This window comes from Emticicia sp. SJ17W-69 (assembly GCF_051209875.1).
In the GTDB taxonomy this organism is placed as follows: Bacteria; Bacteroidota; Bacteroidia; order Cytophagales; family Spirosomataceae; genus Emticicia.
In genome coordinates, this window is record NZ_JBNTQY010000001.1 from 3,590,511 (window position 1) to 3,604,812 (window position 14,302).

11 protein-coding genes are annotated in these 14,302 nt (G+C 35.0%); all 11 read right to left on the reverse strand.

What is annotated here, in order from left to right; all coding sequences use genetic code 11:
* Positions 1-56: 56 nt before the first annotated feature.
* The 11 genes from ACQUQZ_RS14625 to ACQUQZ_RS14675 all read right to left on the reverse strand — a co-directional run bounded on the left by ACQUQZ_RS14625 (position 57) and on the right by ACQUQZ_RS14675 (position 14,243).
* Positions 57-3,005 (reverse strand): T9SS type A sorting domain-containing protein, encoded by a 2,949-nt coding sequence (locus tag ACQUQZ_RS14625; protein ID WP_435355763.1) that lies wholly within the window; start codon positions 3,003-3,005, stop codon positions 57-59.
* A gap of 232 nt (positions 3,006-3,237) precedes the next feature.
* Positions 3,238-5,946: a sialate O-acetylesterase gene (locus tag ACQUQZ_RS14630; RefSeq protein ID WP_435355764.1), complete on the reverse strand. Its 2,709-nt coding sequence runs from the start codon at positions 5,944-5,946 to the stop codon at positions 3,238-3,240.
* Between the two features lie 158 nt (positions 5,947-6,104).
* The gene (gene obgE, locus ACQUQZ_RS14635) at positions 6,105-7,088 is read right to left on the reverse strand and encodes a GTPase ObgE (RefSeq protein WP_435355765.1); all 984 of its coding nucleotides are present in this window, start codon (positions 7,086-7,088) and stop codon (positions 6,105-6,107) included.
* Positions 7,089-7,197: 109 nt separating this feature from the next.
* Positions 7,198-7,770 carry an adenylate kinase gene (locus tag ACQUQZ_RS14640; RefSeq protein ID WP_435355766.1) on the reverse strand — a complete coding sequence of 191 codons (573 nt, stop codon included), beginning with the start codon at positions 7,768-7,770 and terminating at the stop codon, positions 7,198-7,200.
* A gap of 204 nt (positions 7,771-7,974) precedes the next feature.
* Positions 7,975-9,711: a tetratricopeptide repeat protein gene (locus ACQUQZ_RS14645; protein WP_435355768.1), complete on the reverse strand. Its 1,737-nt coding sequence runs from the start codon at positions 9,709-9,711 to the stop codon at positions 7,975-7,977.
* A 221-nt stretch (positions 9,712-9,932) separates the two neighbouring features.
* Complete coding sequence (locus tag ACQUQZ_RS14650) at positions 9,933-10,841, reverse strand: PstS family phosphate ABC transporter substrate-binding protein (protein WP_435355769.1); 909 nt, start codon at positions 10,839-10,841, stop codon at positions 9,933-9,935.
* Between the two features lie 158 nt (positions 10,842-10,999).
* Positions 11,000-11,224 carry a hypothetical protein gene (locus ACQUQZ_RS14655; protein ID WP_435355770.1) on the reverse strand — a complete coding sequence of 75 codons (225 nt, stop codon included), beginning with the start codon at positions 11,222-11,224 and terminating at the stop codon, positions 11,000-11,002.
* Positions 11,224-12,045 carry an energy transducer TonB gene (locus ACQUQZ_RS14660; RefSeq protein WP_435355771.1) on the reverse strand — a complete coding sequence of 274 codons (822 nt, stop codon included), beginning with the start codon at positions 12,043-12,045 and terminating at the stop codon, positions 11,224-11,226. The genes ACQUQZ_RS14655 and ACQUQZ_RS14660 overlap by 1 nt, the downstream gene beginning before the upstream one ends.
* A 79-nt stretch (positions 12,046-12,124) precedes the next feature.
* The gene (locus ACQUQZ_RS14665) at positions 12,125-12,676 is read right to left on the reverse strand and encodes a biopolymer transporter ExbD (protein WP_435355772.1); all 552 of its coding nucleotides are present in this window, start codon (positions 12,674-12,676) and stop codon (positions 12,125-12,127) included.
* 31 nt (positions 12,677-12,707) lie between these two features.
* The gene (locus ACQUQZ_RS14670) at positions 12,708-13,310 is read right to left on the reverse strand and encodes a biopolymer transporter ExbD (RefSeq protein ID WP_435355773.1); all 603 of its coding nucleotides are present in this window, start codon (positions 13,308-13,310) and stop codon (positions 12,708-12,710) included.
* Between the two features lie 102 nt (positions 13,311-13,412).
* Positions 13,413-14,243 (reverse strand): MotA/TolQ/ExbB proton channel family protein, encoded by an 831-nt coding sequence (locus tag ACQUQZ_RS14675; protein ID WP_435355774.1) that lies wholly within the window; start codon positions 14,241-14,243, stop codon positions 13,413-13,415.
* Positions 14,244-14,302 lie beyond the last annotated feature (59 nt).

Genomic DNA, 14,302 nt, shown 5'->3' on the forward strand with positions numbered 1-14,302 from the left:
TACTACTGTTATGTTTAGAAACAAAATAAAAAGAGCTTGAAAATATTATACACCAATCAGTATTTAACAATTATTTTCTGCGAAGCTGTAAATTCGTTACTTATTAGTCGAATAATGTAGTTTCCACTTTCAAGTGAACGTAAATCTAAAACTCGTTTTTCTTTAATATCACTCATTGTTAAGGACAATACTCTTTTTCCTGAAAGTGTATATACATAAATTTTAGCATCAGGATTCTCATTGATAGTCTCAATATAAAAAATACCAGTTGGATTAGGATTTGGGTAGAGCTTCATTCCATTATCTCCTTCAGAAATGGTAAAATTAACATTCGTTGAATAAGGTGAATAACATAATAAAGTACCATTATTAGATATCGAATGTTTTAAGACTGTACGAACAGTATAGCTTCCAGTTGAGGTTGCTTTAATAATGGAGCTATTGGAAGTTAAATTTGTATCATCTAATTTCCATTCAAAAAACTGGCCGTTTATAAATGAAGTTGGAATTGCCTCTAATTCATAAGCCCCTCCAATAAAAATTGAAGGTTTTTGTGGAGATTCTTTAACAAACACCTCAAATGAAACAGTATTTGACTCACAGTTTTTATCGTCTCTGATTTTTAGTGTGTAAACTCCTGCCTTATCAACTAAAATATTGTTAGAATTTGAGCCTGTACTCCAAGTATATGACACAGCATTCGTGCTATTAAGTGTAATCGAACTGCCCTGACAAATCGTATTTAAATTTCCAGCAGTTATAATTGACACCGCTGGAGGAGGAATATATTTTAATGTAATTGAATCTGGTTTTGACTCACAATTATTATTATCTTTCACAACGAGCGTATAAAGTCCAGGCTTTCCTGTTATAATCTCCTTTGTTTTCTCTCCTGTATTCCATTGGTAGATTAAATTATCTACTGATGAAGGTTGTAATTTGACGGTATTTCCTTCGCAGAACCTATCAAGTCCAATGGCTACTATCTTATTGTCAGGTAATGGATTAACCACAACGTTTGTTGTTACAGGATCTGATAAACATCCAAAATAATCTTGCACTTTTAAAGAATAGCTACCCGAAGAACGCACATTTATAGCTTTTGTATAATTAGTGTTGCTCCAAAAATAAGCTGCAAAATCATCACTTGATGATAGATTTACACTTTTCCCCAAACAAAAAGTCGTTGGTCCATCTGTATTAATATTTGTCACTGGGCGTTGCCTAAGCGTTACATTAATCGAACTTTGAGATTCACACCCATTTTCTCCTTTAATTTTTAAACTATAACTTCCGGCATTTTTTACTGTTATACGAGTATCTGATGAATTATTATTCCAAAGATAACTAACCTTATCAAAATTATTGGTAACGAGTGTAACGCTGTCATCAGGGCAAATAGGAATAGACTTAGATGGAATAATACTGTTTTTGGGTGCAGACATTACATTTAATGAAACTGGTGCGGATGTGGTCATACAACCATTCAGTGTGTAATTAGTAACTGTATAAGCACCACTATTTCTGGCAGTAATTGACTGTCCTCGCTCACCATTGCTCCAAATATTTCCTCCGATAAGGCTTGAGGTTAGTTGTACAGTTCCACCTTCACAAAAAGTTGTGGGACCTCCAATATTTATATTTGGCTGAACCAATGGGTTATTGGGGGAAATAAATATGGGTTGTGAGAAATACATATTTCCAACATCGTCTTGCACTTTTAAAGAATAACTACCATTATTGGCAAATAATGTAGAAGAAGTACTTCCATTACTCCAGTTATAACGTGCAAAACCAGCGTCTGCTGTAATCGCAAACTTATTACTTTTATTATTTACATCACAAGTTAAATACACTTTTGGTAGTTCCTTTCCAAGTAGTGGTTGAGAATTATTAAAAAAAGAGTCATTGAGTGAAGTATTCCAGTATTCAGCAGCACGAATAAGACCATCATTATGAAAATGAATACCATCTGCTCTAAGATTTGTGCCTACAATATCATCAGTTGCGGGGCCAGTAAACACATTTGAGATTCGTTGAATAGTAAAATTTTGTCCATCAATTACATTTTGATAGGTGACTGGATTACGAGAAGCCCGAGCAATCACCCATGCCAAATCGCCCTTTTTTGCATCTTGTCTGCTTTTATCAATAATTGACCTTAAATTCCCATAATAACTTTCCGCACCTGTATTTGAATCACTTTCTCCATGTTGCCATAAAATGGCACGTACACCTGTTCGAGTAACATATCTTTGTATCGCTGCTTTCAAAGCTCTGTAAGGCATTCCGCTTACTTTGATAAACGTTTGAAGTTCTTGTCTTAAATCTTCTCCCTCTACCGAACGTCTCCAAACATCACTTCCAATTCCTCCTAATGCTGCTCCATAAAATAATACTGGCACATTAAGTCTTTGTGCAAGTTTATCACCTAATCTCGACCAAAACCACGGTACATAATTGTAGGGTGACATCTTTGTAAAATTACTCATGTGCGAGAATTGAAATGGCAAAGCATCTTCATTTAATGCTGGCTCATAATAGTCAATCGTTGAAACACGGTCATCCGAAGCTCCTATAGCCCCTCCTGAATAACTTGGATCTCCTTGGGCATTTGATTGCCCCGCAACGATAAATACTTCACCAACCCCTACTCTATCAAGAGTTGTAGTAGTTACCACATTCCCATTAAGGATACCCCTCAACTCAATATTATACCAACCTCCATTCAATAAAAGCGAGCCATTAAAAATACCAGATGTGAGGCTATTTTGAATAGTAATCCAATCAGTCCCAGAGCCTTGCCCAGCATAAACTGGTACTGCACGTGCATCAATACGATCGAGAATTTGGAAGTAACTTCCTGCAATATTTACATTTGCTTGATTTTGATTGTTACGTTGAAACACAATTCTCGATACAGGAAACGTAATTTGAATTTGAGAATAAGTTTCTATCGAAATAATACACAGTAATAAAACAATCCAATTTCGATTAAACATCATTAAGAGTATAGATTTAAGTTCTTCAAATTTTACAAATTTACAACGCATCTATATAATAGCAATATTTGCTACCTCATTATTGTACTGAAAATTTATCTAATGGAAAGAATCTTTGATTTATACTAATATTACACAGTAAAGAACAATTTTTATAGAAAAATTAAATTTTGTAATTTCTCTTTGATAGTAGACTCTTATCTTTTAAACTTTCAATCATTTCTTAAAATATATTCTATTCAATATAAGCTCGCTTAATTACATTCAAATCTTTAGCTTTTACACCAATCAAAAACATCCCCTTAGGCATATCTTTTAAATCAAATGTTTTCCTAGTATCAAATTTAGGGACAGTATATTCTCTTAATAAAAAGCCTCTAAAATCATAAAAACTTACCACTGCATTTTCGAGGTCATCTAAGGTTTCAATATTTATGATACTTTTTGGGGCAGGATTAGGAAAAATACTAACTCCTTTATTTGATGGATCAATAATAAAATTATAACCATTCGAAGGTGCTGAAAAACATCTTAATGTATTTCCTCCTCCTAATTGATATAAAATTGAGCCTCTGACTGTATAATTCCCTGATTCTTTGGCTTTTATATAAAAAACATCATTGGGTAATTTTACGCCATCTTTCGACCATTCGTATTTAAGGTCATAGAAACCATTGGCAACTGACTCTAATGTATAAGTTCCTGTTTGTAATATATTGATACCTTGTGGAACAGCTTTAACAAGGACTGAAGTTTCATCGGAAGTTGGAGAAACACAACCATTTTGGTCAATTACTTTGACTGAAAAAAAACCAGTAGATTTAACCGTTTGATTATTTGTTGTCTTAGCATTATTCCATTGATAACCTTGACTAGGTGTTGCTGTTAAAGTTACACTTTCTCCTTCACAAAATGTTGTTGGGCCACTGGCAGTAATTGTGGGTTTTGGCGGTAAAGGATTTACTCTTATCGGTGTAATATTAGAAATATTTTGGCAGCCAAATTCATTTTGGGCAGTTACGAAATAATCTCCTGTTCTGGCAATAAGCAAACTATTTGTTTTTTCTCCTGTATTCCAAGCTATATTCTTTTCAACACTTGAAGATAATCTCACTGATTTATCGGCACAAAAAACAGTTGGTCCATCAGCTATTACTGTAGGTTTTTCGGGCACAGGATTGACAGTAATACTAATTTTTGGAGATGTATTTTCACAGCCAAATTCATTCTTAGCACTTACAAAATATTCTCCACTCTTATTGACTGTAATAGATTGCTTATTTTCACCCGTATTCCAATTATTACCTAATGCTATATTCGAGCGAAGATTCAATGACTTATCCGAACAAAAAGTGGTTGGTCCTTCAGCCACAATACTGATTTCTGGTTTTGGAAGAATCGAAACTTTTACTTCATTAGACTTTGTAGAGCAACCTAAATAATTATACTGACTTACACTGTAATTGCCTGGCTGATTCACTACAATAGATTGATTATGTTCTCCATTATTCCAAGTAATATCGAGATTGGTAGAGGAAGTCAATTTCACACTCCCACCTTCGCAAAAACTTGTTGCTCCTTCAGCAGAAAGATTGGGTTTCTCTGGAATAGCCAATGCCGAATAGTTAACAGTAGGCGTATAATATACATTTCCAAGATAGTCCACTGCACGGCCTCTAAAATAACCAGTTCCAGTTTCAATTGCAGAAGAATTGTTTAAATCGCTAAAACCATTTGTCCAATAATATGATTTGAAACCATCGGGCATTACAATCCTAAGAGGCTTATCTTTATTTTCAATATCACAATTTAAGAAGAAAAATAATGGAAATGAGGCAGGTAAAGGGTTTGATTTCGCAAAAAAATTAGCGTCAAATTTGTTATTCCAAGCTTCAGCTAATTGAATTAGACTATTGCCATCAAAATGAACACCATCAGGTCGAGCGGTAATAACATCAGTCTCAGGGCCTTCAAAAACATTTGCTACTTCTCGTATTGTTTCATTTTGCCCTTCTATCACTGGTTGATAAGTACCACTTTTTACTCTTGAAACCCGACTCACCATCCAACTGATGTTTTTACCTGTTTCCCCTCTGCTTTTTCTAATAAGATACTCCAATGCGTCTTTGTACTTGGCCGTTGACGTTTTTTTATCATTATCAGTTTCTCCTTGATGCCACAAAATACCTCTTGCACCAAACATATTTGCATAATAATGGAGTGATTTTTTTAGATTTTCGAACGGATAACCAGGTCTTTCATAGTTGCCTGTATAATAATTAAAGCCTCTGTCTCCATCAGCACTTTTGCTCCAATCCTCAATACCCATCGCTTCATAGGCAGTATTTATAAAAAGGATGGGGACATTCAACTTTTGGGCTAATAAATCGCCCAAACGACCCCAACACCAAGAACCATTACCTAATGGAGCAATTTTGACATTTTCAGACAATTGAGAAACAACAGGAAAAGGAGGTTCTGTATTATCGTATGAATAATAGTTTGAGATACAATTGACTCTCTCATCATTGGCAGGAGGATTCCCTTTGCCCTCATACCCTTGTGCATTAGATTGTCCTGCAATAATCAGTACTTCACCAATACCCACTTTATCTAAGGAAGCAGTTCCCACAATCGTGCCACCTCTAAAGGCCCTAATTTCCAATTTGTACCATCCTGCCTGAGAATAAATCCCACCAGTAAAAGTTCCAAAGTTTGGATTTACAGCAACAGGTGTCCAGTCAACAGCATTACCACCCTTAATGGGTATCAATCGGGCATCAATTCTATCCACACGTGCTTGGAATGTTCCACCAAGCGGAATTACTCCAGTATTTGATTGATTTCTTTGAAAAATCGCTCTATTTACTGGAAAAGTAATTGTTACTTGTGCAAAAACAGTCGTATGCACCAAGAATAGTAAACTTAGAAAAGTTTTCTTCATGGCGTAAAATCTTATAATAAAGGTTCACTCTTTTTTTAAGTTGTATGTATAAAACCTAATGAACAATAAATGAGCTGGATTTAACTCAGTTTGATCGTGATGCTAAAGCATTGTTTAGCAAAACCTTGGTTTTAATAGCACTCTTCTGATTGTATTTATTACAAATTTGCCCAAATAATATCTTTCACTGCATCAATTCCTTGATTAGTGGCTGCTGAAAAAAATACGTGAGGCAAATCTTCTGGTATTTTCTTTTGAATTTTTTTGACTTGTTTCTCATCAACTAAGTCACATTTTGAAATACCTAATACTCTTTTTTTGTCTAATAACTCTGGGTTATAGCGTTTTAATTCCCTTAATAATGTTTTGTACTCCTTCATGGGATTTTCAGAATCGGCCGAAACAACAAACAGCAAAATTGAGTTTCTTTCGATATGTCTAAGAAAGCGAAGTCCAAGTCCTTTTCCTTCGGAAGCTCCTTCAATAATACCAGGAATATCTGCCATTACAAAAGATCTAAAGTCACGATAGGCAACTACGCCAAGGTTAGGTGCAAGGGTTGTAAAAGGATAGTCGGCAATTTCTGGTTTTGCAGCCGACACAGCGGAAAGCAGTGTTGATTTACCAGCATTCGGAAAGCCTACAAGACCCACGTCTGCTAAAACTTTTAATTCTAATATTATCCAAGATTCAATTCCTGATTCTCCAGGTTGAGCATACTCAGGAGCTTGATTGGTTGAATTAGTAAAATGACAATTACCTAAACCACCACGTCCACCTGATAATAAGATAACTTTTTGACCATCTTCTGTTACTTCGCCTATCTTCTCTCCTGTTTCAGCATCTCGGGCAATTGTTCCAAGTGGTACTTCAATAATATGATCAAGACCTTGTTTTCCTGAACGTTTACCACCTTCGCCTGCAACACCATGCTGAGCTTTGATATGCTTTTGGTATTTTAAGTGCAAAAGTGTCCAATATTGAGCATTTCCACGTAAAACTATATGCCCTCCTCTACCACCATCACCGCCATCAGGCCCACCATTAGGCACGTGTTTTTCTCTTCGAAAATGCCTTGCCCCAGCCCCACCATTGCCTGAAATGCAATTTATTTTAACGTAATCTATAAAATTTGAAGTCATTTTCTGTTTTGATTATGAGTAAAAAATTGAGTTAGTTATATGTTTTTTGTACCCTAACTCATCACCGTAGCGACGGTGGCCGACACTCGGTCGCTCATAAATCTACATTTTATTTCGCTGCATCAATTGCCGCACAAATCATGCCGAAAATACCTTCGACCTGTCCTATACCGTTTATTTTCACTACTTTACCTTGATTTTGATAATATGGCAACACATGAATTGTTTTGCTAAAATACTCGTCAATTCTTTTGATTAGCTTATCTTCATCATCGTCAGCTCGTCCACTAACTTTTTTTCGTTCTGCAATGCGATTTTTGATTTCTTCTTCTGTTACATCTAATTGAAGAACTAAATCAATTTTTTCGCCTTTTCCTTCCAAAAATGTATCCAAAGCCTCGGCTTGGGTTACTGTACGAGGAAAACCATCAAAAATAAATCCAGTAGCATGTGGATTTCGCTGCACTTCTTCTTCAAGCATATCAATTGTGATAGAATCAGGTACGAGCAAGCCATCGGCCAAAATTTGTTTTACTCTTTTACCCAAAGCCGTATCTTGGCTTATGTGCATCCTGAACATATCGCCCGTTGATATATGAGCTAATTTGTATTTGTCAATAATTTTTGCTGACTGAGTTCCTTTACCAGCCCCCGGCGGTCCGAATATTACGAGATTAAACATAGAAATTAGCTGTTCGCTATATGACTTTTAGCTTTAAAATAATAGGATTAATTCCTTTTTAAAAATAAAATTTGATTGATAAAAGGCAAAAATAAAAGCAAAATTTAGCAATTGCACCTTTTCGAGCAAATAATTTTATTTGAAGGCAAACAAAAACGCCTATTTTTGTAAAAATAGGCGTTTTATGATACTTATTTAAATATTTTAATTTCTCGGTTGTCCTGCCGCACCAGTACCGCCTCCTCCATTTGGTTGGTTATTATTTGGTGGTGGGGTTGTTCCTGTTGGAGCTGGTGTTCCACCTGTAATACTTTGTAACACTTGTTGTGCTTTAGTATTTGTTGGATCATATTTCAAAACAAAATTCATATACTCCGTTGCTTTAACAGTATCCTTGTTTATCAATAAAGCTTTCATACCTAAATATCCATAAGCCTCTGCTAAATAGCGTTTGGTATTCTCTTTTGCCTTTTCAGCTTCTGGTACCAACAAAAGATACTTCTCATACACAGGAGCTGCCATAAACGTTGTATCTGCAGGATTAGCATATTGTTTTGCACGAGCTTTGATTACATAAGGAATCAACCAGGTATCTTTATACAATTCGATTGTCTTAGTCAAAGTAGTATCGGCTTTCACATAGTCTTTAGCTTTCATATAAGCATCAGCCAAATTGTAATAATCAGCAGCTGTTGCTTTTTTAGATTTTGCTAAACTTTTCTCTAACGTAGTCGCCAATTTAGTCCAATTTTTACCACCCTTATAAATATTTGCTATATCATTGATTGTGATTGTTACAGTATCTCCCAATTCAATCGCTTTTTCCATGTTATAAACTGCCAGCGAATCGTTCAATTTTTTACCAGCATCATCTTTGATACAAGCAAACCCACGCCCTAACATTCCATAATCTGATGCTAAATGACGTTCTTTTGCTGCTTGGTTCAAGAATTCTTGGATATTTTTCACACCATCTGCACAGTCACCTTTCTCTACTTGAATATATCCTTTCAAACGATATTTGATTGGGTCTTTTTCTGCATCAAAAATTTGTCCTAAAACTGTCATTGCACCATCATAATCCTTACTCGCTGTTGCCAATTTGATATAACGTAATTTAGCAGCAGGAGTTGCTTCACTCTTACTTAATGCTTGTTTTGCATTCTCAGCAGCTTGTGGGAATTTACCAAAAGTTGTAAATAATGAACTTAAATAATAGTAAGCTGGTGCATAATCAGCATCTGCTTTGATAGCTTCATTAAATTCTGTTTGTGCTCTTGGATAGTTTTTACCTTGATACCAAACTCTTCCCATCAATGTACGAATTTTAGCTACTTTTTGACCCATATTTAAAGCATTTTCCAATGCAGTCATAGCTGGACCTCCATCATTTTTAAGCAAATATGCGTTAGCTAATGCTATATAGTAATCAGGATTATTTTTCACTTTTAATAAATCCAAACCAGCTTGAATGTTTGTTACAGCTTCAGCAGGGTCATTGATTTTTTCAGAAAGTGCATACGCCTCTCCTATACGGAAAAATACATCCGCATTTTTATTTTTAGTATCTTTTTTGATCAAATCAAAATCCGCCTTCGCACCTGCCTTATCTCCAGAAAATAATTTTACTGCGGCTAAACCTATACGATTTAATGGATCAGGTCTTTTAGCATCCAAGGCAGCACCTTTAGCAAAAGCGTCCTTCGCTTGAGCTAAGTCCATCTGACCATCTTGCAAATTAAGGTAATAATATCCTTGATAAAAATAGTTTTCTGCACTTGGGGCAGAGTCCACTAATTGTTTAAAAATTGTACCCGCAGCGTTGTATCGCTCAGCATCCAAATTTTTCAGTCCGTCCTGCACAGTTTGTGCCATTGTTTGGAACGACAACGCCAGTACCGCCACCGCTGATACCGACAAAGATTTCAAAATCTTGTTCATTTTCACTCTAAAAGTTAGGTTTACAGATTCTTTTGATAAAAAATTAAGCAAAGTTAAAGAAAATGTCGTTTAGTTAAAAAAAATATTTTCAATCCACTCACATTTTATTCTTTTGCATTTTAATTATTAGACGGATTTTTGTTTGGAATGTTATAAAATACAATGTTAATATTTCGTTAATCTCAATATTGAAGTTATTTTATTTTTTTCTAAAAACTGTTTTAAGGTAACTTTTCAATAGGCTTTTTCTCAAGTATTATATCTCTTTCATATATATAATAAGGCAATAAACCTGATTTTTCAACGACCAATTGACCAATATAAGCACAACAAAATCTTATAAAAGCACTTGTTAATCCATAGCCTTTCTTAGTGTGTAAAATCACTTTCCTCTCAAATGGATATTTCCTTGATTTCAATGAGGCTGTTGTCGGAGTATAAAAATCTTTTTCAGATGGTTTATCAATATTTGAAATACCAATCACTCTTACACTATTGATAAAATCTTGGCTTTTTGAATCGTCAATGTCACTAATCCAATTTCCTCCAATAATGCCAATGGCATTCTTACTCTTCTTTACATAATCAATGACATCTTTATTTCCATTAGCTGCAAAAATGTTGGCTTTTTTTACATCTTTTATATTCAATCGTTGAATCATATAGTTTAAATTACTCGAACTACTATTATCAAAAACTAATTTAATATCAGAACGATTGCTTCCTTCAAACATTTCTTTCAACTCATTAACAGTCAAGTTTGTGATTCCGCTGTTCAGATTAGTAATAAGAGCTACACCATCAAGTGCCATTTTGGCTGGTAAATATGGAATATTATTACTTGTAAATACTTCTTTTTCACTCGCAGTAGCTTCACGAGTGACGATTGCGATATTTGCTGAATCATTCATCATCAATGACATTGCTCTTTGTTCAGGTACATAAACCACATGTAATTTCGCTTTTGGATAATGGGCATTATATGCCATCATTTCAGCATCGACAATTGGTTGTAACGATTCATCGGCTGCAATAACTATCTCTCCTTCGTTAGGTAAATCTTGTTTTTCGGATGAAGTGCATTGCCACAAGGACAAAGAAATTACAATTAAAAAAAGCGTTTTTTTCATTCTATTTTTTAAAAGTGTTAGAGGTCAATTTTAATGAATTTAACAATTCTTGTATTTAGATTGTTTTCTAAATATATAACAAATGTATAAATCAAAAAGTTTCAAATACAATTATAAAAAATGCCACTTCGTGATTGAAGTGGCATTTTTTATTGTTTTTAATCTTGAGATGAGTCTGTAAAAGCTTTATATGCTCTCCAACCTCTGTACAATCCATATATAATGAATAAAATACCCAGTACATCTGCCATTGTTTCAGTGATTGGAAGTAAAGAACTTCTCTTTATCACAAATCCACCCATCACAACATAAGCAATGCCAGTGAATGCCATTATATATGGTGTGATTTGATTATATCCTTGAGGTTTACGCTTCTGTAACATTATTCAAGTACGAATGATATTGGCATCGTAAAGAATACACGTACATTACGACCATTTTGTTTTCCAGGATTCCATTTTGGCATTGACTTCAATACACGCTGTGCTTCTTCATCACAACCAAAACCAATTCCTTTTAAGATTTGTACATCACCTAAACTACCGTCTTTTTCAACAACGAACTTGGCAAATACTTTTCCAGATACGTTGGCTCTTTGAGCAGCAGAAGGATATTTAAGGTTTTTACCAATAAAACTATACATTTCTTTGATACCACCTGGAAACTCTGGATTTTGTTCAACCGTTGTAAAGATTTCATCTTCCTTCGGTTGCTCAATCTCAACTGCTTTTGGTGCTTCAACTGGTGGTGGAGCCGCAGCTACTTCATCAGATTCAACCCCTTCTTTAGTTACATTTGAGATAACTACTTTTTCGAGTTCTTCCACTTTTGGTGGTGGCTCTTCATTTTTCACCTCTTCATCTGGCTTAGGCTCAGGAGGCAAGAATTTGATAGTTGCTACTTCTGGTGGTTTTTGCTCAGGTGGTGGTGGTGGTGGAAGCTCAGGTGGCTTCTCCTCCGTTTTTTCTTCCTTTAGCTTGGTCAAATCAATTTCAACCGCTACTTCTTTTTTCGCTTTAGGAGCGATAGAAGCATAAAGCATAGGAGCACCCACAGCAGCCAAAAATGCAATTGAACCATACAAAAGAGAGCGGTTAACTGTCTTTTTGTATGTCTTTCTTAGATCATAAGCTCCATACGCCCTGTTACGGGTTTCAAAAACCATGTCGTCTAAGGTAACATTGACATTATTTTTAGGGTCCATATTAATTTAATTTTAAAACTTTAAAATAAAACTGCATTTGCGAATTCGGGATTCAATCAAAAGCAATATCTATACTAAATTATTGTTTTGGAGAAGCAATTTTTTGCTTATAAATTTCCAATTCTTCTTTTGAAGGGTCAACTATCGCATAAAGCTCAGACTTCGTAATTGACATTTCATCCAAAATATCAACAGTATTCTTATAAGTTGCGTCATCGGTTGGTTTGATAACGACAGTAAATTTCTCAGGTGAGATAGCATTTACTTTGCCTTTCAAAATTGCCGTGCGGATACCTTCTTTTGAATAATCGCTTTCTATCAATAACTCAGGTGTCAAATTTTTTGATGATTTCTGATGATAGAAAATACGATTATCTTTACCCATGATGATCGTAATCGTATTAGATTCTTTGATTTCTGCCGTTTCAGGTTTCTTTTCGTCCTTATCCTTCTCTGGCATGTTCAACTTCATCATGTTAGGTTTGCTGAACGTGGTGGTGAAAACGAAGAATGTTATCAGTAAAAAGCCCAAGTCCACCATCGGAGTCATATCAACTCTTGCCGAATGTTTCTTTGCCCGTACCTTACCATCTTTTTTCCCACCACCACCGGAGGTGTCTATTTCTGCCATTGATTTACAATGTTTAGATTGTTAAAACTAATTAATTAGGAGCATTTTCAACTCCAGTAATTAACTGAAATTTATTAATATCTCTCTTACCAAGTTCGTTAAGTACTTGTTTGATAGCTGGGTATTGCGTTGCAGCATCCCCTCTAACTGCTAATTTTGCCGAAGGATTAACTTCTTTAAAATATGTAGCAACCCAATCACCTAATTCGCTTTTTGTAGAATCGTTTGGAATACCTGCCATTTTCACATTTAATTGATCTTCAGGAGGCATATTTAAATATTGCTTTAATCCTGCAATACTGATTCCAAAATCTGATAATTTTTCAAAGCTTTTTAAATCTCCATTATTCACGGTAACACCGTATTTTTGAGCCATTCTTTGAAAAAGTTCGCCACGGTCTTTAGGATTTGTAACTCCAAAATAGTATTTTCCATCACGGTCAATACTGATTGTAGCTACATCTCTATCAGGCACTTTAGTTTGAGAAATTGATGAAGGCGTATCAACAGTTACTGACTCTTGACCTTTAAACTGGGTGGTCATAATAAAGAAAGACAATAACAAGAATGCCACATCGCACATCGCTGTCATATCCATGACAGGACCTTTACGTTTTGGTTTTATTGCTGGCATAACTTCTAATTTTATAGATTATATTAAATTAACGAACACAAATTTAGAATGTTGTCTAAATATATAACATATTTTTCAAACAAACATCATTCGTCAATAAAATTAGTTATGAGCAGCAAAATTTTGTTGGATGCTCATTCCGATTTCGTCAATTTTATAAGTCAATTCATCAATTTTTGATGTAAAGAAGTTATACATGATGATTGAGATAGCAGAAGTACCGATACCAAGGGCTGTATTAATCAAGGCCTCAGAAATACCAGTTGCCAAAGCTGCTGCATCAGGAGCACCACCACCAGCACCAAGAGCTGAGAACGCACGAATCATACCAAGTACAGTTCCTAATAAGGCAATTAGAGTTGATACAGTTGCCAAAGTAGAAAGAATCGTAAGGTTTTTCTCTAACATTGGAAGCTCTAATGAAGTTGCTTCTTCAACTTCTTTTTGAAGAGCTGCTAATTTTTGTTCTTTGTCCATTGAAGTATCAGTAGTCAAAAGGCTGTATTTTCCAAGAGCTGTTTTTACTACATTACCTACTGAACCTTTTTGTTTGTCACATTCTTTGATTGCATCTGCAATGTTGTTTGAATCTAATAACGAACGAACTTTACGAACAAAAGCATCAATATTACCTGTTCCGGTTGCTTTGTTGATTGTAAAGAAACGCTCAATTGAGAATACTAATACGCAAAGGAAACAAGTCATCAAGATAGGTACAACCACACCACCACTATGGATTAGACCAAAGAAATCACCTGGTTTTGGTTTGTGTTTCTCTGCATCAAGAAAGTGACTTGCATCGCCTAAGATGAAAACGTAAGTTAAGATTGCAATTGCAAGAAGAACTGGGATTGTAAGAGCCGGGTTTAATCCACCACCTGTTGATTGTTTTGCTGCTGCTTTAGCGGCTGGGGCTGTTGCCTTTTTTTCCATTAGATTTGAAAATTTTAGGGTTTTAAAAAATGAATTAGTTAATTTTTTGGTAAATTAAA